Raw genomic sequence first — 19,801 nt, forward strand, 5'->3', positions numbered from 1 at the left:
GATGGGTCCGGCTTCGGGGTCAGGCGACGCAGCCGTCGGCCACGGTGGTGTGTGCGGGAACGGTCGCGCCGGGGAGGACGACGGTGTCGTGCAGCCGGACACCGGCTTCCACCACGGCCCGGTCCGCGACGTGGACACGGCCGGTGAGGCGCGCCGACGGATGCACGCGGGCGGTGGGCGCGACGTAGTGGGCGTCACCGCCGCCGGGAGTCCCGGACACCAGGTCGTCGAGGACGGCCCGCCGATAGGAGTCGATGGTCCCCAGGTCGTCCCATCTCCCCAGCCAGGGGGCGAGGGTCACCTCGGCCCGCTCGGCCAGGAGTTCGGGGATGAGGTCGGCCCCGAAGTCGTGGATACGGTCGTTCGGCACGCGTTTCAGCAGTTCGGGACGGAGGCAGTAGGCTCCGCCGCTGATCCAGCTCCGGCGGCCCGCGGCCCAGGCCGGCTTCTCCTCCAGTGCCGTGGGGCGTCCGCGGTCGTCGAGCCGGAAGACGCCGAACCGCGATCCGTCGTCGACCTCGACGGCGAGCACCGTCAGCTCGCTCCCGGACTCCTCGTGGCGCCGTACCAGCTCCCCGAGGGCCCCGTCGCCCAGGTAGAGGTCTCCGGAGACCACGAGAACGGTGTCGGCGGCGGCGAGTTCGTCCTGGAAGGTGAGCATCGAACCGGACGGTCCGCGCAGCCGCTCCTCCCTGCGGGTGAGCACCGGCAGGGCGTGTTCGACGGAGGCGAGGTACTCCTCGGCCGCCGCCGCGTGATGGTGCAGGTTGCACAGGACCCGGTCGGGCCCGAGCGAGGCCACCTGGCCGATCAGACGCCCCAGGATGGTGGTCGGACCGAGAGGCAGCAGGGGTTTGGGCAGCCGGTCCGTGAGGGGCATCAGTCTGCTGCCGGCACCGGCACCGAGGATCAGGCACTCCACCGGTCGGTCTCCTTCCACTGTGATGGTGCGGGGACACGACGGGCCGGGCCCGGGCCGTCGAAGAGTTCGGCGCGACGGAACAGCGGTGTCATCTCCCAGTCCTCCGCGGCCCAGGACGAGTCGCCGGAGCCGTACGGTCCGGTCGGGGACTCCGGTGTCACGGGTGAGGGACCGCGCAGGCGGTCGAGGTCGGTGAGACGGGCGAGCCGTTCCACGCAGCGGTCCGCGTACAGGGGGGCGAGGACGAACTTGCCCGGCAGGACGGCCACCGCGTTGTCCCAGCCGACGTCGAGGACGCCGCCTTCCGGCAGGCCGCCGCCTTCGTCAGGGAGGTCCACCTCGATCTTTCCGGCCGGATAGAGACCCCACCGGGCGTCGGGGTCGTCCCACAGGGCGGGGACATGGGTGGCCAGCACCCGGCCGGCGGCGGCGAGCCAGGAGCGGCGGGCGTCCTCGTCCTCGGCGCTCGGCCAGAAGTTGACGAAGGTCGACAGCAGGTACACCCGGTCCCGGCCGGCGGGCCGGGAGGCGACGAACAGACCCTGCGCGCTGTCCGCGGGCAGACAGAACGCGCCGGGCAGGTCACGGCCGCTGCGGCAGACCAGCATGTACGACAGCCGGGTCCGCATGCCGAGTGCGCGGGCCCAGGGCCCCAGGAGGCCGGGTGTGCCGAGCCCGGCGGCCAGCACATAGGCGGGGGCCGACACCGTCGTCGTCCCCTCGTCGGTGAGGATCTCCAGTTCCGAGACGGCCCGGCCGGACAGCCGGGGCAGCACGGCGCGGCCGTGCACCCGGGGGGTGGACTCCGCGATCCCGGCGACGGCGCGCACCGCCGCACGGGGGGACACGGTCGCCTCCGGCACCGCGAACGTCCCGGTGGTACCGGCCAGTCCGGGCACGCGGACCTCCTTCCAGGGCATCCCGAGCGAGGTCCAGGCGGCCAGGGTCTCCTCCCGTTCCTCGTCCCCGGTGAACCCGATGACGCTCTCCCCGCCGACGAAGGACTCCCCTCCCGCCCGCGCGAGCCGGCGCCCCCACCAGTCCGCGCAGCCGTCCAGGGCGCTCTGCTGAGACGCACCGAGCCGGCGGTAGATGTATCCGCGGTGCAGATAGCCGTGGCAGTGTCCGGTCTGGCCCGCGCCGAGACCGCGCTGCTCCACGAGGAGGACCGGTATGCCGCTCCGTCGGAGCCGCTCGGTGACCAGCAGTCCGGTGACGCCCGCACCGACGACGACCACGCCCGGCCAGTGGATCCGCTCACCCGCTCCCCCGCCCTTCGGGGTCACCACGGTCCCGCCCCGGTCACGAAGCCGGTGATGTGCTCGGAGACCAGGCACCGCCCCTCACCGGCCGGCTCCAGCACCAGTGTCCTGACGGGCCAGACGACGCTCCGCGCCCCTGGGCGGGGGAAGCGGTGGCCGTCCGCCCCGGCCGCGGCGGGTACCGAGAGCTCGACCCGGAGCCTCGCGCTCTCGACCCGGATCTGCCGGTGTTCCCGCTCGACCGCACCGGTGGGTGCGGCCGCGCGCACCAGCTCCCGGAGGCCGGGCGGGAGGGCCAGCGGGACGGGACAGGTGGGGATGCCGTCACGGACGTGGAACAGGACTCCCCCGAATCCCCCCGGCACGGGGTGGACGACCCCCAGGTCGTCGCCGATCGCGCAGAGTACGGCGTCGGGCGGCACGCTCGGCATCACCACCCGGCTCCTGCCGTCGACGACGGCGGCCACGTGCCCGTCGCGTACGTCGATGTGGAAGAGGACTCCGTCGCGGACGAGCGGTCCGCGCACCGCGGCGGCCGGGACACCCAGCCGGTGCACGGTCGGGGCGTCGCCCGCGGCGCCGTCCGTTCCGCCCGCCGGGGCGTCCGGCCCTCCCGCCGTCGGCCCGGCGCCGTGTCGAAGCCGGTTCACTCCGCCCCTGCCCGGCTTTCGGGCGCCCGGGGGGCCGGGCCGGGTGCGTCGTCGTCGGAGGGTACGGGCCCGCCCGCCGCACGGAACTCCGGGAAGCGCACCGCCCGCGGCAGCCGGGCCGAAGCGGCGGCGAAGCACAGCCCGCCCGCCGCGATGACGAGGGCGAGCAGGACCCAGGTCAGCGCCGCCGAGTACTGGAAGACGAAGCCGAAGCAGACCGGGAAGACCGCCATGCCGACGGCTCCCGAGGTCTGGAACACGGCGACGGTACGGCCGCGGACGGCGTCCGGCGCCGACTCGGTCATCAGGGCGTTGGAGGCGGGCATGTACAGCGCGTCGACCACCGCGAGGACCACGCCGACGAACACCACCACGGTCCACGCCAGCGGGGACTGCCGTTCCGGGAGGAGGGCCATCAGGAGCAGCGAGGCCGACAGGAGTCCGGCGGAGAAGCAGATGACCCCGGCGCGGGAGCGGAAGCGCACCGCATGGCTGAGCGGGGTCTGGATCAGGGCCGCGATCCCGGTGTTCAGCGCGAAGAGCAGTGTGGACACGTAGACCGGCATGTCCCAGCGCTCCACGAACAGCACCGGCAGCGCCACGGAGGGCAGCAGCATCACGGGGCTGAACAGCACCTGCCCGAGGCTGAACAGAAGGTTGGTGCGGCCGGCCAGGACGGTGCGCCAGCCCCGTACGGCCTGGAGGAGTTCGGGGTCCTCGTCGTCCCCGTCCGTCGCGGACGCCTTGCCCGCGGTGGTCTTCGCCATGGGCTGGAGGACGAAGAGCAGCGCCGCCGCCAGACATGTGACGATGTTGAGGACGACCAGCCAGCGTGCCCCGGTGACGGCGCTGACGGCGAGCACCGCGGTGGCGAGGAACGCCCCGACACCCATGGCCCCCGCCTTGATGGACTCCAGGAAGGCGAACCAGCGCTCGAACGGGCGGCCGTTGCTGAGGGCGTGCACGTACGACGACCAGCAGGCCCAGTACATCCGGTCCGCCACGGCGACCAGCAGCATGGCCAGGAAGATCCCCACCACGTCGTCCGCCAGCAGGTACAGCACGTAACCCGCCGCCGAGATGACGTTGTTGGACACCATCGCGGCCCTGGGGCCGAGACGGTCCGTCATCGCACCGCCCGCCAGGCCGGCGGGCAGGGACAGCAGGGTGGCCGCCGTGAGAGCGGCGCCCAGCTGTGCGACGGGGACATCCGTGGTGAGGGTGAAGTACAGCAGGGAGATGGGAATCATCAGCCCCACTCCCACGGTGTCCACCAGGACCGCGGCCGTCGTCCGGCGCACCTCGGTCAGAGGCGGTATGCCGAACCGGGCCGACAGCCCCTTGTTCTGCGCGCTCACGTCGTGTCCGTCCTCGTGTCGTGCGGCATCTCGTGCGCGTACTTCCCCGGGTCGCCGAGCGGCCCGGGGTCGGCGGGCCGCGGTGTTCTGGCGATGTGCTGGTTGGCACGCCGGCCTTCGGCGTCGACCATGACCGGCCGGCGGTGCCACAGATGGGCGAGGGGCCTCTCCCAGCGGGGCACCGAGGTGTGGCGGAGCACCTGCCGGTAGAACTCGTTGTCCTCGTCGCCCCAGCCGCGGAAGCGCTCGTCGTAGCCGCCCACCGTCTCGAAGAGGTCCCGGGTGACGCAGACGTATCCGCCCCACACGTCGCGGAGCGCGAAGCCCCTCAGCCGGTCCGCGTCGACGCTCGCCGGGCCGCCGGCCGCCAGCCGGGAGTGGATGGCCCGGCCGCTGCTGGCCTGGTCGAGGAAGAGCAGGTCGCCGTAGGGCAGGAGCGCCGGAGGTCCGTCGTCGAGGCAGGCCACCACCCTGCTCAGATGGTCGCGCTCGACCACCATGTCGGCGTCGTGGAAGCAGAGGTGGCGCGTTCCGGGGAAGGCTTCCGCTCCGGCGTTCAGCGCCCAGCTCTTGTTGAAGGCACCTGGATTGGGGAGGAACAGATACGCGTCGACGAGCTCGGCGAGGTACTGGTCCATCCGGGGCCGTACGTCCTGCTCCACGACGACGACGCGGTACGCGGACCGGTCCAGGTCCTGCCGCACTGCGGAGGCGACGGCGGCCACTGCGTTGCGGGCCCGTCCGGTGTCGGAGGGGTGGGCCCGGACGGGGATGACGACCGTCACGATCGGGTCGCCGGCACCCGGCCCGTCCTGCGGACGCGCGATCCGGTCGGTGAGCAGCGCGCGGACGTCCTCGGGGGTGTCGGGGACGGCGGGTTCGTCCTTCGTGGGCCGCTCGTACGCCGTGCCGAGGTGGTAGCGGACGACGCTGGTGCGCGCCACCTCGGCGACCAGTCGCGGGAGCAGGGCGCCGAACGCGCGCTCACGCGTGAGTTCGGCCGCCACGGCGGACTCGACGTGGCGGTGCGCCGCGGCGTCCGCGGGGTCGTCGGCCAGGCGCTTGAGCGCGTGCGGGACCGAAGGATCGGGCCAGGGGTGCGACAGCAGCGCCGCGCCGACCGCGGAGTGGGCGCTCTCCGTCTCCTGCCAGGTGCTGGCGTTGACGGCGGCTTCGGGATCGCACGCGCTGACGTACGCGCATGTCGCGTCGCGGGCGATCGTCTCCGGGGTCGGGGTCTGGGCCGGGGTCGGGGTCGGGGTCTGATCAGACACGGCCGAGCCCCTCACCGGTGAGCGCCGCGCCCGTCGGCGCGGTCGCCGTGGAGGCCGGTACGAGTTCCCGCACCGGCGTCAGAGCACGGCGCGGGTTGTGCCGGAACAGATGCTCGAAAGCCGTGGTGTCGGCGATGTCGGAGACATTGCGCCGCTGGGTGGCGAGGCCCCCCGAGCCGGCCGCCACGATGCCGTCTCCGCGGTACCAGAGGCCACTGCCTTCCCGGTGGTGCAGCTTCTCACCGGCGAGGAACGGGACGCTGGTGTCGTCGGTGATCCCGATCAGGCGCTCGGGACCGAGGTACTCCACGGTCCGCCGGCAGACGGCCAGGTCGACGTGGTCCCCGTCGAAGTTGAGGAACGGCAGCAGGTCTCCGTCCCGGGCGGCGCGCAGCAGGGCGGCGGGCACCGGCCCGAGCAGCCGGTCGAGGTCGGCCGATTCCCAGTCGGCGGCGAGCACCGGCGCCAACTGCTCGGCCCGGCGCGAGCGTTCCTCGGGTGTGCGCCAGACGTGCCGGAACGCGCGGGGCATGTCGTTGTAGAGATGGTCGGTGAGGAGGACGTCCGGACCGGGGCCGTAACGGTCCTGCACGTGCGCGATGAGCGCGCGGGTGCGTTCGGCGCTGCGTTCGGGTGCGTCGTGCTGGAAGTGTCCGAGCGCGATCTTGACGCCGTTGGCGTAGCAGAGGTCGATCACGTTCCGGTAGGTGAGGCCGTCGTCCAGCTCGTCGTCGAGGTCTCCCATGTCCGGGCCCATCACGATGTACCGGAGTCCGAGGCGTCCCAGGGCCGCGATGCTCTCCCACTCCCGGGCGGTGGGCGACCAGATCCCGCGCGGGGGCACTCCGCCCGTCCGGCCCAGGAGGGGGCCTTCCACGGAGAATCCGAGAATGGAGGGAAAGGACTCCCGGTCCGCGCTCCACGCGCTCATCACATCCATCAGTCCGGGAATGTGGTCGCGCCCGAGGAAAATTCCGGGGACGACGTCGAACCCGTTCTCCGTGGCCAGATCGTCGACCATGCGCAGTTCACCGGGGAGCATCGAACTGTAGTCGATCGTGCCGATTCCATGTGTGTGAATGAGAATGGGCCGCTCGTTCACTTCATTTCTCCGAAACCTTGGTGGGTGTCGTACCCGGAACGGCTTCATACTTCCGAAGCACGACAGTTTTCGTCTACGTGCTCAATTTCCAAGTCGGACACCTCGGTCGGGGGCGCGGAGGGGTGTTCAACCGCATGACGAAGCGGTTGAACACCTTTCGGATTCCTCCCCGGCGCGGGCGGTCAGTCCCTGATCGCCTTGTCCACCATCGCCTGTGCCTCTTCGAGGACACGTGCCAGATGGTCGGGGCCGAGGAAGGACTCGGCGTAGACCTTGTGGACGTGCTCCGTGCCGGACGGCCGGGCCGCGAACCAGGCGTTGCGGGTCGACACCTTGATGCCGCCCAGCGGTGTGCCGCTGCCCGGGGCGCGGGTGAGCACCGACGTGACGTCCTCGCCCGCCAGCCGCCCTCCCGGCAGCCGGTCGGCGGACAGTCCGGCGAGCGCGGCCCTCTGCCGGGGCGTGGCGGGGGCGTCGGCCCGGACGTAGTGCGGCCGGCCGAGCCGCTCGGTGATCCCCTCCCAGTGCGCCGAGGGAGAGGCCCCGGAGACGGCGATGATCTCGGCGGCCAGCAGGGCGGGGACGATGCCGTCCTTGTCGGTGGTCCACACCGAACCGTCCCGGCGCAGGAACGACGCCCCGGCCGATTCCTCGCCGCCCCAGCAGAGCCGCCCGCTCCGCAGCCCTTCGGTGAACCACTTGAAGCCCACGGGCACTTCGACCAGGGGCCGCCGCAGGTCGGCGGCGACCCGGTCCATCAACGCCGTGGTCACGACGCTCTTGCCGATCCCGGCGTCCGTGGGCCAGCGCTCCCGGTGCGCGTGCAGATGGGCGGCCGCCACCGCCTGGTAGTGGTTGGCGGGGAGCAGCCCGCCGTCCGGTGTGACGACGCTGTGCCGGTCGGCGTCCGCGTCGTTGGCGACGATCACGTCGAAGCGGTGGCGCTGCTCGGTCACCGGCGCCATGGTGTGGGGCGACGAGCAGTCCGTACGGAGCTTGCCGTCCCTGTCGGGGGCGAGGAACCGCCAGGTTGGGTCGGTGCGTTCGTCGAGCACGGTCAGGTCCAGTCCGTACTGTTCGGCGATCCGCCCCCAGTAGGCGACGGAGGCGCCGCCCAGCGGGTCCGCGCCGATCCGTACGCCGCTCGCGCGCACCGCGTCCAGGTCGAGCACGGACGCCAGGTCGTCGACGTAGGCGCCGAGGAAGTCGTGTCGCCCGGTCGTGTCCGAGGCCTCGGCGCGGGCGGAGGACATCCGGCGTACCTCCGTGAGCCCGCCGGCGACGAGGGCGTTGGCCCGCTTCTCGATCCACGCCGTGGTCGTCGCGGACGCGGGCCCGCCGTGCGGTTCGTTGTACTTGTAGCCCCCGTCGCCGGGCGGGTTGTGCGACGGCGTGATCACGACACCGTCGGCCGGGGCCGTCCGGCCGTGCCGCCGGTTGTGCGCGAGCACCGCGTGGGAGACGGCCGGGGTCGGCGTGTACGCGCCGGGGGCGTCCCGCAGGACGGTGACCCCGTTGGCGGCGAACACCTCCAGGGCGGTGGCGAGGGCCGGTTCCGACAGTGCGTGCGGGTCCCTCCCGAGGAACAGGGGGCCCGTGATGCCGCGGGCGGCACGCTGCTCGGCGACGGCCTGGCTGATGGCGGCGATGTGGTCGTCGTTGAACGCGGCGTCCAGGGAGGCGCCGCGATGTCCGTTGGTCCCGAAGACGACGCGTTGGCCGGGCTCCCCCGGATCGGGACGCAGCGCGTGGTAGGCGTCGACCACCCGGTCGACGTCGATCAGGTCCTTCTCGTTCCGTACGTCGGCTTCCGTCCGGTTCTCGGGCACCTCTCCCCTCTCTGTCCGCCGGCCGCCGCGGCGGCCGGCGGCCCATGACGTGGTTCCTGCACGCTCATCGCCCCGGGTGCGCGCCTGCGGCGCGCGGGTCATGCCACGGGGTCCCGTGTCCTCGCGCGGTGCGCCTGTTCGAACTCGGCGGCGAAGGACTGCCAGATCTCCGAGTAGCCGCGCATCAGCTTGGCGAGGGGGTCGAGGCAGTGCGGTGGCACGGCGGACGTGCCGTTGCGCCGTCGTTCGCGCATCGCGGCGGTGCAGACGCCGAGCAGGCGCAGGATCTCCCGGCCGCTCTCGGTGAGGCGCAGCGACGGATCCCGGCGCAGGCTCTCGGCCAGCTGGGTGAGCACCTCGGGCGAGGGCAGCACGTCGCCGGCGGCTCCCCCGGCCCCCTCGGCGGAGCGGTGTGCGGTCCGCCGCTCCGACTCCACCGCGCGCCGCAGCCGGTCGGGCAGCGGGTCGGCTCCGCGCAGCAGCCGGTCCCTGACGTCCGCCGCCGTGGCGGGCGAGATCCCTGCCGTACGGGCGACCTGCCGCAGTGAGGCGGTCGGGTCCCGCCGCAGCATTTCACTCGCCCGGGCCCGGCCCTCGGTGGAGTTGACGGGCCGGGCCCGCCCGTCGTGTCCGATCCGGGTGCCGGTGGTGGCGCCCGCGACGCCCTTCCGGAGCCGTGCCACGGTCGCCGCGGACACCCCGGCGACGGTGGCGACGCTCCGGTCCGACCAGAACGGGTGGGAGGTCAGGATGGAGCGGGCTGCGCTGGTCCGGTCGGTCCTGGACAGGGGAAGTCCGTGCCCCGCGTTCAGTGCGACGGACAGGACGAACACCTCGTTCTCCCCGCCGTCGAAGAACTGGGCACCGATGAGCGACAACCCCTGCAGCAGTGCCGCGCGCACCCGGTGCGCCCCGTCGACGACCCGCATGGTGGCCCGGTGCACCACGATCGGCGGCAGCGTGTTCTCCTGCTCCCCGAGCAGTCGCACATGGCCGGGATCCTCGCCGCGCACCCGCGGTGACCCGGCCAGCAGGAGTGCGCCGACGGGGACCTGCACCACGGGTGAGCGGCGTATCTCCCCGACGCACCGGGCGACTTGGCGGGTGACCGTTCCGTGATCGTCGGTGTCCGGTCCGCTGCTGTCGATCATCAGGTTCCTCTCGTGCGTCCGTTCCGGTCGGATGGCCTCCACCCTCGGGATGGGTGTCCCGCGGTCGTCACGCGAGGAGGCTCTGTGCCTGGTGCGGGGAGCTGGTGTGCGACAGGAGGCGATCTGCGCGGAGCTGGTCAGGCCGTCCGGCCGGGCACCCAGGCGCTCAGCGGGACGAAGGTGCCGAGGTCGGCGACGCCGGCGTCGGCGGCGACCTGGTACGGGCCGCCAAGGCAGTCGTCGCCGGGGAAGAGGACCGCGCCGGTGGTGTGGGTGTTGACGGCGGACTCGACGCGCCCGGCCCAGCCGTGGTCCACGAGGCTGACGCAGGTGCCGCCGCCGGTCAGTGAGGAGAGGGGAAGACGGTCACCGCCGAAGTCCCGCCCGGAGAACAGGCACAGCGCACCGGACGGGCAGTCGGCCGACCGGGCGGCGTGAGCGGTGGCGGGTGTCGGGGCGGCGTGGGCGGTGGCGGGTGTCAGGGCGGCGAGGGCGAGCGCGGCCGCCGACGCGGCGGCGGCGATCGGCGCTCGCGCCCGGGAGGGCCGAGCCTGCGTACGGCACTTCGCGCCTGGCCTGTTCATCTGCGCACTCCTTCGTGTGTGGGGGGATGTTCACTGCTCGTCGTCGCTGACGATGACGACCTTGGCTCCTCGATAGCCGTGGCCGGTGACGCCGATGACCTCGAGGGCTCGCTCGTACTCGTCGAGCGGAATGCGGTGGGTGACGACACGCTCCAGCGGCAGGTGCTCGGCCAGGGCGAGGGCACGGGGGAAGGACGGGGCGTTGTAGTCGCCCGCGCCGACGATGCGCAGGCCGCGGCGGAGGATGTCCAGCGGCTGGACGGTCACCCGGGAGCGGTCGTCGAAGCCCATGATCACGACCGTTCCGGCGATGTCCACCAGCTCCAGCGCGGTGTCGAGCAGGCTCCCGACGGTGTCGACGACCGTACGGGACCGCGGGGCGAGCACGGCACCGTCAGGATCGGTCACGGTGAGCGGCGCGGACACCGGAAGGTCGTGCAGGATCTTCCCGGCGAGCTCGCGCCGGAGCGGGTCCGTCTCGACGAGAACGACGCCGCTGCCCAGGTGGAGGGCCGCCATCGCGGTGACCAGTCCGATGGGGCCCGCGCCCAGGATCGTCACGGCCTCGCCGGGGACGACGGACGCGGCGTCGAGATTGTTGAGCACGCAGGCGAGCGGCTCCACGACCACGGCACGGTTCCAGCTCATGTCCTCGGGCAGCGGGTGGACGAACCGCTCGGGGAGGACGATGTAGTCGGCGAAGGATCCGTCACGGTCCAGTCCGACCTCGGTGCCCGCCTTGTTGACGCAGTGCTGGAACCGGGCGGCGGCACACTGGTGGCAGTCCGAGCAGTACAGGGTGGGGTTGATCACGACCCGGTCGCCCGGAGCGAACCGGCTGTCCGGCCCCGTGCTTTCGACCCGGCCGACGGCTTCGTGGCCCATGACCACGCCGGCCTCCGCCGGGAATTTGCCGGTCAGTACGCCGCGATCGGTGCCGCAGATCCCGGTCTGCACCACGCGGACCCGTACGTCGTCGGGCCGGGTCAGCGGGGGGTCCGGGCGGGTGGTGCGGACGAGGGTGCCGTCGTGGTCGAGAGTGAGCGCGCGCATGGAACCTCCGTGTTCGGGACGGGAATTCACCAGCGGATGGTGTCGATCAGGCGTGTGTGCAGCTCCTCGTTGGAGGCGGCGACGCACGAGCGCTGGTTGAGGGGTGACAGATCGAGCAGCGCCGTGTCCTCCAGGCCCGCGCCGTAGGCGTCCGTGATCACCACGCCGGCCTTGCGGGCCAGGAGCACGGCGGCCGCGATGTCGTACGGGAAGAGGTGCAGGACGTCACCGCCGCCGACCCTGCGGAACTCGGCCTCGGTCTCGGGCCGGTCCTTCAGGATGCGGTTGCCGATGTCGACGTAGGCGTCGAGCTGACCGGTCACGATGCGACTGATCGAGTAGCAGGCGCTGTTGAAGACGAAGACGCCGCCGGTGTTGGCGGAGGCGTCGACCAGATGGGCGTAGGCCTCGGTCATCAGGTGCATGGGGTGTCCGTTGAACTCCAGCGACCAGAACATGTGCCGGGGATCGACGGTGGTGCTGAGCGAGGGAACGGGCGCGTCGTGATGTCCGGCCTCGACGCCGTCGGTCTCCGGTCCCGTGTACATCCAGGCGCCCGACTTGAGTTCCATCAGCAGGGCGTGGGTGACGTCCCCGATGGTGGGGTCCGGTGTGTCGAGCGGGGCGACGGCGATGGAGATCATCGCCATCTCCAGGCCGGCCGACGCCGGCCGGGTGCCGTCGATGGGGTCGATGACGAGGAGGTGGCGCGGATCGTCGCCGGTGTCCCGGCGGTGGTGGTCCTCGGTCAGCACCGCCAGCGGGACGGGCGCGTGGGCCAGCAGGTACTCCCACACGGCCTCCTCCGCGACCGCGTCGATGTCGAACTGGGCGTCACCGCCGGGAGAGACGCCCAGCACCCGGCGGGACAGCTGGGCGGGGCCGGCGGCCCTCAGGGCGCCGCGGATCTCGTTCGCCGCGCCGATCAGCAGGTCCTTCACGAGAGGACCTCCGTCAGGAGCGCGTCGAGCCGGTCGCACATCAGCTCCGCCTCCTGGAGCGTCATGGTGAGCGGCGGCCTGATCTTGAAGACGTTGCCGAAGCCGTACCGGGAGGTCCGGATGATCAGCCCGTGGTCCATGCCCCGCTTCGCCACGGCGTTGGCGAGGTCCACGGCGGGCTCTCCGGCGGGGCCCACCATCTCGACACCGATCATGAGCCCGACCCCGCGCACGTCGCCGAGTTGGGGGAAGCGCTCCTGCATCGCGTGCAGCCGCCGGGTGACGAACGCGCCGACGGCGGTGACGTTGTCGAGGAAGCCGGGGCGGCCGATGACGTCCAGGGTGACGTTGGCCGCGGCGGCGGCCATCACGTTCGCGCCGTAGGTGAACGAGTGGTGGTGCACGTCCAGGCCGGCCAGTCGGTCGTTGGTGAGGATCGCCGCCACCTGCGCGCCGGAGCCGCCGAGACCCTTGGCCACGGTGATCGCGTCCGGTTCGACGCCGAAGTGGTCGGCGGCGAACATGTGGCCCGTGCGGCCGATGCCGGTCTGGATCTCGTCGAAGATCAGCACGATCCCGCGCTCGTCGCAGAACTCGCGGAGCCGCTGGAAGTAGCCGGGCGGCGGCACGATGTTGCCGCCGTTGCCGGAGATGGGCTCGACCATCACCGCGGCCACCTGGCCGGTGCTGGCGAACTCGATGAAGTCGTCGATCCGGTCGACGCACATCATTCCGCAGGTCGCGGGAGTCTGCCCGTAGAAGCAGCGGAAGCAGTACGGGTCGGGGACGTGCAGCCCACCGGGCAGCAGGGAGGGGAAGGGCGCCTTGCGGAAGGCGTTCCCGGAGAGCGACGCCATCATCATCGACTGGCCGAGATGACTGCGGAACAGGGTGATGACGTCCCGTTTCCCCGTCGCCGCCTGGGCCATCTTGATCGCGCCCTCGTTGGCGCCCGAGCCGCTGGAGACCTTGAGGTGCACCTTGGTCAGGTTCTTCGGCGAGACGGACACCAGCCGGTCGACGAGCTCGTTGACCGGTCCGGTCTGGAAACTCGACGTGACGTGGATCAGCTGCTCGGCCTGCTTCTGGATCGCGGCCACGACCTCGGGATGGCCGTAGCCGAGGCTCAGATTGAAGGTGGCGGCCGCGCAGTCGATGTAGTCGCGGCCCTCGGCGTCGTACAGATAGACGCCCTCTCCGCCGGTCATCCTGTGGTCGGAGACCGGGTAGTACATGCCTTCCGGTGGCCGGTTGTCGGTCGTGGTCATTTCTCCCCCGAGGGTTCGTTCGTGCGGTGTCCCGCAGGTGACAGACCGCCGGCGTCCCTTGCCCCGGCGGGCTGCGCCGGTACGGTCCCGGTCGCGGTGGCGCGGCGGACCAGGGGACCGCTGAGGGCCACCGTGACGGCGAGCAGAAGCGGGATCAGAAGGGCGGTGGACAGGTCCGTCAGATCGGCCAGCCAGCCGACGAGCGGCGGGCCCGCGAGGAAGCCGAAGTAGCCCAGGGTGGCGGCGCGGGCGAGCGCCGCCCCCGACTGGTCGGTGCTGAGGTTGCCGGCGGCGGTGAAGATCTGCGGCACGACGGTCGCGACTCCGGCGCCGGCCAGCAGCCAGCCCAGCAGGATCGGCACCAGGCTCCCGGACCAGACGACGAGGGCGAGGCCCGCGACGGCCGTCGCACCGCCCCATCGGACGACCGAGACCGATCCGTACCGGGCGACGACGCGGTCGCCCAGCGCCCGCCCCGTGGTCATGGCCACGGCGAACGCGGCGTAGGCGAGGGCCGACACACCGGTGTCCGCGTCCACCGTCTCCTGGAGGTGCACCCCGCCCCAGTCCGCGGCCGCGCCCTCGACGACCATGCTGCTGAAGGCGACGCAGCCGAGGAGGGTGGCGAGCAGGGGCAGCCGGCCGGCGGCACCCGGCTCCGTGACGTCCCCGGCGTCCGCGGGCTCCGCCTTCCCCAGCAGCCTGCCGCCCGTCGCCGCGGCCGCCGCGGCGAGCAGCACGGCCGCCACCGGCAGGGAGACCTCACGGGAGACGTCGAGGCTCAGCAGGAGGGCGCCGAGGCCGGCGCCCACCACCCCGCCGACGCTGAAGACGGCGTGGAAGGCGGACATGATGGGCCGTTCGTAGAGCCGCTCGACCTCCACGGCCTGCGCGTTCATGGAGACGTCCATCAGCCCGTTGGCGGCGCCGAGCAGGGCGAGCGCGACGGCCAGCCACATCAGTGAGGGGGCGAAGGCCGGTCCGACCAGGGTCAGCGGGAGCAGGACACCACTGATCCTGGTCACGGCGGCCGAGCCCACGCGGTCGATCAGCCGGCCGGCGACCTGCATGGCGACCAGCGCCCCACCGGCCACCACCAGCAGTGCCGCGCCGAGTTGCAGGGGGCTGAGGTCCAGGTCCCGCTTGATGTCGGGGACATGGGCCACCCACAGGGCCAGGGCCGTGCCGTTGATGCCGAAGTATCCGAAGACCGCGGCGCGGGCCGCCGCGGATCTGGGCTCCATTCAGGTGCCTCCTGTGTCGTGGGTGTCGACCGCACGCGGCGCGCCGTCGGAGGGCGCTGGGTCGTCTCTTTCGGGTCGGGCAAGATCCGGAAGAGACGGCCCAGACGGCCACCGTGTATCCAGGAAAGCCTCGGGGTGCATTCCATGAGCCGGACCCGAGGACATCGGTACGGAGAAAGCGGTGCACATCCCGACTTCGACGGCGGGACCCACCGATACGTGCCGCAACCGCTTTCTCGATCGCCGTACCGAGGCCCGGAAGTGATTTCCGGGCAGGGGCCGGCGAACGGCTCCGTCGAACTGTTCGGGAGGGGTTGGCAGTGGATCTCCCGGTCCACTTCGTCGACGGCCGCGTGGTCTTCATCGGAGGCGATCGGGTTCTTGATCTCTCGCCACGACCGCAAACGTATGTGCCCACGGCGCGGAATTGCACCAACTTTCTCGCCGCCTTGGGCCCGGGGTGATTATCCGGCTTTGTCAGGCAAGTGGCGACGACGGCCGCCGGGCGGGTTCCGGGGTCCGGCCCGATCGCCCGCCACGGGACGGGCGTGTTGTCGCAGATCGGCGAGCGGAGGGGAGCGAGTCACTTAGGCCACGACTTAAGGAAAGTCGTGACATGGCGCTCTGGCCGGTTCTCGCTCTTGAAGGTGACCGGCCGCCGCGCCCGACCCGAGGCGGTGCCCTCGGGCATCCCGGCCCGCTCCACCGCCCACCGGTCCTCGACGCCGAGCCGCGGTCACGGCGGTCCGGACCCGTCGAAGGTGAGGATCAGAAGGGTGACATCATCCTGGATCCTGGGGGCGAAGCGGATCAGGTTGTCCCAGATCTCGTCGGGCAGCCGGTCGGGACCGGTACCGGTCATGCGCTCCAGACGCTCGACGAACGGGTAGAACGTGCCGCTCGAGTCCCGTGCCTCCAGGACGCCGTCCGAAGCCAGGAGGAGCCTGTCCCCCGGCATCAGCGACACCGTACGGGCGGTGCCGGGCATGATGTCGGCCAGGCCGAGCCCCAGAGGCGGTCCGGGGTCGAGCTCCAGGGCGTGGACGGTCGCGCCGCGCAGCAGGACCGGGGGCGGATGACCGCAGGCCAGTACGCGGACCTCCCGCCCGTGCGGTGCGAAGTCCAGGAGGACGGCCGTCGCGAAGAGCTCCGCGTGCTCCGTACGCGCCGAGTCGACCACGAGCCTCCGGTCCAGGCGCGCCGCGACCGATTCCGCGTCCGCGTCGTCCAGGACGGCCTCGCGGAACGCCCCCAGCACGGAGGCGACCGTCGCGACGGCCGACAGGCCGTGCCCCTGCACATCGCCCAGGACCGCCCGCACACCGTGGGGGCCGGCCCGTACGTCGAAGAAGTCGCCGCCCACCAGGGTGCCGCGTTCGGCGGCGCGGTACAGACTCGCGCAGCGCACGGGCCCGACCCGCGGGCTGACCTCCGGGACGATGGCCCGCTGCGCCGTCTCGGCGACGGTCCGCTCCAGGTCGAGCTGTGCGTCCCGGCGCCCTCGGACGAACGACACGAAGATGCTCAGGGTGGCGACGAAGCCGAGGGTGAAGAGATCGGTGTCGCCGGGCCGGTTGAGATGGAAGGCCGGAACGGTCAGCAACACGATCGTCGCGGCGCCGAGCAGGGCCGTGGCCCACGGCCCGTACGCCAGCACCGCCAGCGGGGGCACCGCGCCGAGCAGGAAGCCGATGTCCAGCGGCGTGGAGCTGGTGAGGGCGACCACGCCGACACCCACGAGCAGCAGCACGGGAAGGACCCGCACCCAGCGGGGTGGCGGGGCACCGTGCAACCAGCTGCGCCGGTAAGCGCCCGCTGCCGCCTTCCTCGCCTTCACCACACCACCACGCTCCTACGTCCGCACCCGATGCGCACGCCGCCCGGCCCCGGGGCGGGACCGGGCCCGGGCCGGCGTCAGCGGGTCACGAGGCGCGTCAGCGGTATTCGCAGAGGTAGGCGGTGTCGACCGCGACCTTGAGCTGGAACGTGCTGTCGCCGGGGACCGAGAACCGGCTGCCGGCGGCGAAGGTCTCCCAGTCACCGGCGTCGGGCAGCCTGACGGTCAGCGCACCGCTGACCACGTGCATGATCTCCGGGGCGGCGGTGCCGAACTCGTACTCACCGGGAGCCATGACACCGATGGTCGCCGCGCCCTCTTCCTGGGTGAAGGCGATCGACTTGACCGTGCCGTCGAAGTACTCGTTGACCTTGAACATGGGCATCCTCCGGGAAGACGGGTGAAGAGAGGTCCGGCTCGTTGCGCGTCGGCAACCGGCGGGGCGAGTCTATGCCGCGCACATATGCTCCGGCCGGGCCGTCCGAAGGGCGGTCGGAGGGCGGTCGGAGGGCGGTCGGAGGGCTGTTCACGACCCGCGCACACGCAGAGGCCGAGGGAGCCGGCGCCTCACGGCCGGCGGCTCCCTCGGCCTCGGTACGACGGCGGTCGCGGCCTGTGGCGAGCGACCCGGGGGTCAGCGCTTGAACGCGTCCTTGACCTTCTCCGTCGCCTGCTTCACGTCGCCTTCGGCCTGCTCGGCACGGCCCTTCATCTCCAGGCGCTCATTGCCGACAGCCTTTCCTGTCGTCTCTTTCACCTTGCCCTTGGCGGTCTTCCCCATGTTCTTGGCCTTCTTGCCTCCGGCCATTCCTGTCACCTTCCCACGGCTTTTTCCATACGACTCCGAGCGAGACGTGCTCCTGCGACTGCCCGCGTTTCCTGCATGTATGCACGGCCGCCGCATGTCGTCCGACGAGACTCCGAGACCGGTGCGGCCGACCGAATCCGTCCATCGACGGAGTACGGATGCCGGTAGTCGTTCTTCCCCGGGCCGGATCGTCGCCCCGTCTCCCCCGCAGGCACGGCGGTGGCCCGCCCCTCCGTGGAGGGGCGGGCCACCGCCGCAGCGCGTAGAACAGGTGGAACGGGGTGGAGCGGGTGTTACCAGCGATACCAGCGCGCGCTGCCGCCCCTGGGGCGGGCCACGAAGCCGATCAGCCACAGGACCAGCACGAAGATCGCGACCCACCACAATATCTTCAACGCGAATCCAGCGCCGAAGAGAAGCAGGGCGAGAAGAAGAACGAGAAGCAGGGGAACCATGAATATCAACCTCCGATCATCCGCATGCCCCCACTTCTTCCGTGCACACACACTCATTCGAAAACGAAGGAGAAATGGGGAAGGGATACGGGGGTAGGCGCCCATGCGAACGACATCCACGCCGGGAACGGCGACCGCGGACATCGAGCGAGGAGGACGAAAGTGAGCACCGTCGGCAAGGAGGACCAGGACGTCGTGGCGGTCATTCTCGAGGACCACCGCACCATGGAGGAGCTGTTCCGCAGGATGCGGAGCGTCGAGGCCGATCGCGCGGCCGCGCTGAAGGAGTTCTCGGCGCTGCTCGTCGCGCACGGCGAGGCCGAGGAGGCGGAGGTCTACGGAGCGCTCAAGCGCTTCCGCGACATCGACAACGAGGAGGTGGAGCACGGCACGGAGGAGCACGCCGAGGGGAACGAGGCGCTTCTCGCCCTGCTCGAGGTCGAGGACGTCGGTTCCGACGCATGGGACTCGCGTCTGGAGGACCTGGTGGAGGCGGTCTCCCACCACGTCGACGAGGAGGAACGCACGATCCTCAACGGAGCCAGGGAGAACGTTCCCGACGAGCGCAGGGCCGAGTTGGCCGTCGCCTTCCGGGAGGAGCGCGCGAGGCAACTGGCCTCGGAGTGCGGCACCGTGGAGAACGTCCGCAAGATCGTCAACCGGTGACCGGTGAGGCCCCCGACCGACGCGAGCCGGCCCGCGGGCCGGGTCGACATCGCGTAAGGAGACCGCCGGGGTGCCGCCGACTCAGTTGCGGCGACGCTTGAGACTGAGCACGAGGACGAGCAGGGCGACCGCCATCACCGTCATGTGGAACCAGGCGGGTGCGGCGGCGGGGTCGGTGGCGGCGTCGGTGGCCAGGGTGATCACGGGGGACATCACTCACTCCTGATCTCTGCGTGGGAAAGGCGGTACGGAGAGCACCGCGTCGCGCCGTGCCCGCCCGCTTCTCGACTCCGGAGAGCGGCTGCCGGTCCGGAGAGCGGCTGCTCGCTCCGTGACGGGCGGCTGCTCCTCGCCTTCCCGCGAATCGCGACCTCAGTCCCCGACGGGATTACGCCTGTCGTGTGGACGTCACGCGTGGCGCGGCAGGAGCCCGGGCCGGATGCCGGTGGGGACCGTAGTCTCGGGCCGCCCCGACGGCGTACGCCCCGACATGAGGACCCGCCATGACCGCACAGGACACCGCCCAGCCCCTCCTCGCACCCGACCGGCTCGACGAGGTCGAAGGGTGGTTCTTCGACGCCGACCGGTTCCTCTTCGACTGGCTCCTGACCCATCAGCGCGACCACGGCGTCCGCGGCGACCTGCTGGAACTCGGGGTGTACAAGGGCAAGAGCGCCATCCTCATCGGCTACCACGCCGCCGACGGCGAACGGTTCACCGTGTGCGACCTGTTCGACGCGAGCGAGGCCCCCGACGACTCCACGGCCGCCGAGATGCGGGTGTACTACCCGACCCTGACCCGCCAGGTGTTCGAGGCCAACTATCTGCGCTTCCACCGTGGACTGCCCACCGTGATCCAGGGATCCTCCTCCGGAATCACCGGCCAAGTGCCCGCCCACAGCTGCCGCTTCGTGCACATCGACGCCTCGCACCTGTACCACCACGTCCGCGCCGACATCGCCTCCGCCCGCGAGCTGCTGACCGGGGAAGGCGTGGTCTCCCTCGACGACTTCCGCAGCCCCCACACCCCCGGGGTCGCGGCGGCCACCTGGGAGGCGGTCCTCACCACCGGCCTCAGGCCCGTGGTGCTCACCGAGAGCAAGCTGTACGGCACGTGGGGCCCGGCGGACGCCCTGCGCGACAGCCTCGCCGAGCGTCTGACCACCCACCCCACCCTGTGGGGCGTGACCGAGGAGGTCGCCGGTCACACCCTGCTGCGGGTCCACTCCCGCTGACCGGACCGCGGTCGCGACTCACCGCCCCGGACCGCGCCCCGAGCCGAGGGCCGGGACCTCGCGCCCCGACCCCTGGCACCGGCCCTGCCCCTTGCCCGAGTCCTGGCCCTGGAACTGGCCCTGGCGGGGATGAGCCGGCCCGCCGGACGAGCGGCGGGGCGG

At 71.9% G+C, this 19,801-nt stretch carries 20 protein-coding genes; 2 read left to right on the plus strand and 18 right to left on the minus strand.

The window, feature by feature from the left end; translation table 11 throughout:
- Nucleotides 1–19: 19 nt before the first annotated feature.
- The 17 genes from IE311_RS32160 to IE311_RS32240 all read right to left on the minus strand — a co-directional run bounded on the left by IE311_RS32160 (nucleotide 20) and on the right by IE311_RS32240 (nucleotide 17,738).
- Nucleotides 20–922 (minus strand): nucleotidyltransferase family protein, encoded by a 903-nt coding sequence (locus tag IE311_RS32160; protein ID WP_189835392.1) that lies wholly within the window; start codon nucleotides 920–922, stop codon nucleotides 20–22.
- Entirely contained in the window at nucleotides 910–2,211 is a 1,302-nt protein-coding gene (locus tag IE311_RS32165; RefSeq protein ID WP_189835393.1) for an FAD-dependent oxidoreductase, read from the minus strand. Before IE311_RS32165 ends, IE311_RS32160 begins: the two co-directional genes overlap by 13 nt.
- A complete protein-coding gene (locus tag IE311_RS32170; protein ID WP_189835394.1) occupies nucleotides 2,205–2,834 on the minus strand; it encodes a hypothetical protein in 630 nt (209 codons plus the stop codon). Before IE311_RS32170 ends, IE311_RS32165 begins: the two co-directional genes overlap by 7 nt.
- Entirely contained in the window at nucleotides 2,831–4,192 is a 1,362-nt protein-coding gene (locus tag IE311_RS32175; RefSeq protein ID WP_189835395.1) for an MFS transporter, read from the minus strand. Before IE311_RS32175 ends, IE311_RS32170 begins: the two co-directional genes overlap by 4 nt.
- A complete protein-coding gene (locus IE311_RS32180; RefSeq protein ID WP_189835396.1) occupies nucleotides 4,189–5,466 on the minus strand; it encodes a glycosyltransferase family 2 protein in 1,278 nt (425 codons plus the stop codon). Before IE311_RS32180 ends, IE311_RS32175 begins: the two co-directional genes overlap by 4 nt.
- On the minus strand, nucleotides 5,459–6,508 hold the full coding sequence (locus IE311_RS32185) for a hypothetical protein (protein ID WP_189835397.1): 1,050 nt from the start codon (nucleotides 6,506–6,508) through the stop codon (nucleotides 5,459–5,461). Before IE311_RS32185 ends, IE311_RS32180 begins: the two co-directional genes overlap by 8 nt.
- Nucleotides 6,509–6,750: 242 nt before the next feature.
- The gene (locus IE311_RS32190; protein WP_229902298.1) at nucleotides 6,751–8,397 is read right to left on the minus strand and encodes a phosphohexomutase domain-containing protein; all 1,647 of its coding nucleotides are present in this window, start codon (nucleotides 8,395–8,397) and stop codon (nucleotides 6,751–6,753) included.
- A gap of 98 nt (nucleotides 8,398–8,495) precedes the next feature.
- On the minus strand, nucleotides 8,496–9,548 hold the full coding sequence (locus IE311_RS32195; protein WP_189835399.1) for a ParB N-terminal domain-containing protein: 1,053 nt from the start codon (nucleotides 9,546–9,548) through the stop codon (nucleotides 8,496–8,498).
- A gap of 137 nt (nucleotides 9,549–9,685) precedes the next feature.
- Nucleotides 9,686–10,132 carry a peptidase inhibitor family I36 protein gene (locus tag IE311_RS32200; protein WP_189835400.1) on the minus strand — a complete coding sequence of 149 codons (447 nt, stop codon included), beginning with the start codon at nucleotides 10,130–10,132 and terminating at the stop codon, nucleotides 9,686–9,688.
- A gap of 30 nt (nucleotides 10,133–10,162) precedes the next feature.
- On the minus strand, nucleotides 10,163–11,185 hold the full coding sequence (locus IE311_RS32205; protein WP_189835401.1) for an alcohol dehydrogenase catalytic domain-containing protein: 1,023 nt from the start codon (nucleotides 11,183–11,185) through the stop codon (nucleotides 10,163–10,165).
- Between the two features lie 26 nt (nucleotides 11,186–11,211).
- The gene (locus IE311_RS32210) at nucleotides 11,212–12,126 is read right to left on the minus strand and encodes an inositol monophosphatase family protein (RefSeq protein ID WP_189835402.1); all 915 of its coding nucleotides are present in this window, start codon (nucleotides 12,124–12,126) and stop codon (nucleotides 11,212–11,214) included.
- Nucleotides 12,123–13,394, minus strand: coding sequence for an aspartate aminotransferase family protein (locus tag IE311_RS32215; RefSeq protein WP_189835403.1), 1,272 nt, complete (start codon nucleotides 13,392–13,394; stop codon nucleotides 12,123–12,125). Before IE311_RS32215 ends, IE311_RS32210 begins: the two co-directional genes overlap by 4 nt.
- The gene (locus tag IE311_RS32220) at nucleotides 13,391–14,638 is read right to left on the minus strand and encodes an MFS transporter (protein ID WP_189835404.1); all 1,248 of its coding nucleotides are present in this window, start codon (nucleotides 14,636–14,638) and stop codon (nucleotides 13,391–13,393) included. The genes IE311_RS32215 and IE311_RS32220 overlap by 4 nt, the downstream gene beginning before the upstream one ends.
- Before the next feature lie 736 nt (nucleotides 14,639–15,374).
- A complete protein-coding gene (locus IE311_RS32225) occupies nucleotides 15,375–16,478 on the minus strand; it encodes a PP2C family protein-serine/threonine phosphatase (RefSeq protein WP_189835405.1) in 1,104 nt (367 codons plus the stop codon).
- Between the two features lie 94 nt (nucleotides 16,479–16,572).
- The gene (ppnP, locus tag IE311_RS32230; protein WP_189835406.1) at nucleotides 16,573–16,854 is read right to left on the minus strand and encodes a pyrimidine/purine nucleoside phosphorylase; all 282 of its coding nucleotides are present in this window, start codon (nucleotides 16,852–16,854) and stop codon (nucleotides 16,573–16,575) included.
- Nucleotides 16,855–17,109: 255 nt separating this feature from the next.
- Entirely contained in the window at nucleotides 17,110–17,283 is a 174-nt protein-coding gene (locus IE311_RS32235) for a CsbD family protein (RefSeq protein WP_189835407.1), read from the minus strand.
- Nucleotides 17,284–17,576: 293 nt separating this feature from the next.
- The gene (locus IE311_RS32240) at nucleotides 17,577–17,738 is read right to left on the minus strand and encodes a hydrophobic protein (protein WP_189835408.1); all 162 of its coding nucleotides are present in this window, start codon (nucleotides 17,736–17,738) and stop codon (nucleotides 17,577–17,579) included.
- 162 nt (nucleotides 17,739–17,900) lie between these two features.
- Here IE311_RS32240 and IE311_RS32245 point away from each other — a divergent pair, with 162 nt between their 5' ends.
- Nucleotides 17,901–18,404 (plus strand): hemerythrin domain-containing protein, encoded by a 504-nt coding sequence (locus IE311_RS32245; protein ID WP_268257224.1) that lies wholly within the window; start codon nucleotides 17,901–17,903, stop codon nucleotides 18,402–18,404.
- Nucleotides 18,405–18,485: 81 nt separating this feature from the next.
- Here the strand turns inward: IE311_RS32245 and IE311_RS37170 are convergent, their stop codons facing one another.
- A complete protein-coding gene (locus tag IE311_RS37170) occupies nucleotides 18,486–18,617 on the minus strand; it encodes a hypothetical protein (RefSeq protein WP_268257225.1) in 132 nt (43 codons plus the stop codon).
- Nucleotides 18,618–18,907: 290 nt separating this feature from the next.
- Here IE311_RS37170 and IE311_RS32250 point away from each other — a divergent pair, with 290 nt between their 5' ends.
- Nucleotides 18,908–19,639: a class I SAM-dependent methyltransferase gene (locus IE311_RS32250; protein ID WP_189835410.1), complete on the plus strand. Its 732-nt coding sequence runs from the start codon at nucleotides 18,908–18,910 to the stop codon at nucleotides 19,637–19,639.
- The last annotated feature ends 162 nt before the right edge of the window (nucleotides 19,640–19,801 follow it).

Source organism: Streptomyces zaomyceticus (assembly GCF_014656215.1).
Lineage (GTDB): Bacteria > Actinomycetota > Actinomycetes > Streptomycetales > Streptomycetaceae > Streptomyces > Streptomyces zaomyceticus.

Bases quoted from the DNA above. Each gene is read 5' to 3' on its own strand.
- IE311_RS32185 (WP_189835397.1), bottom strand. From the start codon at position 6,508: ATGCTCCCCGGTGAACTGCGCATGGTCGACGATCTGGCCACGGAGAAC.
- IE311_RS32195 (WP_189835399.1), bottom strand. From the start codon at position 9,548: ATGATCGACAGCAGCGGACCGGACACCGACGATCACGGAACGGTCACC.
- IE311_RS32200 (WP_189835400.1), bottom strand. From the start codon at position 10,132: ATGAACAGGCCAGGCGCGAAGTGCCGTACGCAGGCTCGGCCCTCCCGG.
- IE311_RS32205 (WP_189835401.1), bottom strand. From the start codon at position 11,185: ATGCGCGCGCTCACTCTCGACCACGACGGCACCCTCGTCCGCACCACC.
- IE311_RS32215 (WP_189835403.1), bottom strand. From the start codon at position 13,394: ATGACCACGACCGACAACCGGCCACCGGAAGGCATGTACTACCCGGTC.
- IE311_RS32220 (WP_189835404.1), bottom strand. From the start codon at position 14,638: ATGGAGCCCAGATCCGCGGCGGCCCGCGCCGCGGTCTTCGGATACTTC.
- ppnP (WP_189835406.1), bottom strand. From the start codon at position 16,854: ATGTTCAAGGTCAACGAGTACTTCGACGGCACGGTCAAGTCGATCGCC.
- IE311_RS32235 (WP_189835407.1), bottom strand. From the start codon at position 17,283: ATGGCCGGAGGCAAGAAGGCCAAGAACATGGGGAAGACCGCCAAGGGC.
- IE311_RS32240 (WP_189835408.1), bottom strand. From the start codon at position 17,738: ATGGTTCCCCTGCTTCTCGTTCTTCTTCTCGCCCTGCTTCTCTTCGGC.
- IE311_RS37170 (WP_268257225.1), bottom strand. From the start codon at position 18,617: ATGTCCCCCGTGATCACCCTGGCCACCGACGCCGCCACCGACCCCGCC.
- IE311_RS32250 (WP_189835410.1), top strand. From the start codon at position 18,908: ATGACCGCACAGGACACCGCCCAGCCCCTCCTCGCACCCGACCGGCTC.